Below are 1,128 nucleotides of genomic sequence, written 5' to 3'. Positions count from 1 at the left end.
GGTTTGATGGGGCAGGTTCGGGTAGAACTCGTGGAGCAGGCGTCTCGATGACAACTGGTCCAGGGCAGCCATCTCGGGCTGTGCCAGGTGGCTCGGGTAATAAAAGACCCGGGAGCGGCTGAGCCCGTACGTGGCATCTGCATCCACCGTCCAGACATGCGGCTTTTCGGCGCGGTTGATGTGTGGAACATCCAGGCATTGCGGATCGAACGCGACGCCAAGAAAATTGCACAGGGTGCGCATTGTCGTCTCGGGTGCGAGCACGAGATCTTCGTAACGTACGATACGAAACCGCGCCGGGTGCCGCTCTTGCAAGGCGAGCGCCTTCCTGAGTCCTTTGTACCAGCTCACCGAATGCGCCCAGATTCTGTCGATACCCGGATCTCGTTGTTTCTTCGAGGCCGCGAGATCGTACGGATTGCGCAACATGTAGATCATGCGTGAGTTGGGGACCAGGTCGAGGACCTGGTCAGCGTAGAAGATGTAGCTCGTTGCTTTCTGGGCCCACCACTCTTTCCGCCGCGATCGGACGGCAAAGTGCATGGCTTCCAGGTAGATATCGATGGCACTCGCGGCGCTGTGGTCCAGGATCCAGCGGTTCAACCATGCGCTCACTTCCAGCTGCAGGCGTGCGGACTCCAGCTCGAGCATCATGCAGCGGATGGCATATGCGACACGTTTCCTGGGGTTACGAGTCTGGTCGATCAGCTCGAGGTGCTCGAAATAGGGCAGATCTTGCGGCAAGGCGAGAAAGGGAGGCAGCCGACCCAACGCCAGCGCCAGAACCGTGTTGCCACTATGCTGACGTCCGCATATGTAGACGGGACCGGGAACGGCATTCTTCGCATCATCGCCCATACGCGATAGCATACCGCTTCTACGTCCGGGAGCAGGGTTCTGTATGGGGCGGAGCGTGGCCGGGCCGTCATTGCCGGGCACGGTCTCACGGCGCCGCCGCCTTCGCGGCGGGCAGCAAGGGGGCCGGCCGGAAATTGGGACCTCGCTCGGCGATTGACGCGGTAGCGGCCGGTGCGTACGATCCGCGGCGCCGCACCGGCCCCGGCAAAAGGATCCGTTCACGTTGTCCATCCGCTCGCTCTGGCATCCCCTTTCGACCCTGGTCTTCGA

General features: G+C 61.7%; 1 protein-coding gene. It reads right to left on the bottom strand.

The genetic code is table 11. From position 1 onward, the window contains the following. Window positions 1–858, bottom strand: an 858-nt coding sequence (locus tag Q9Q40_05785) for a sulfotransferase (protein MDQ7006722.1), incomplete at its 3' end; no start/stop codon positions are given. Window positions 859–1,128 lie beyond the last annotated feature (270 nt).

The organism is Acidobacteriota bacterium (assembly GCA_030949985.1).
GTDB lineage: Bacteria > Acidobacteriota > Polarisedimenticolia > J045 > J045 > JALTMS01.
This window is presented reverse-complemented; position numbering and strand designations above follow the sequence as displayed.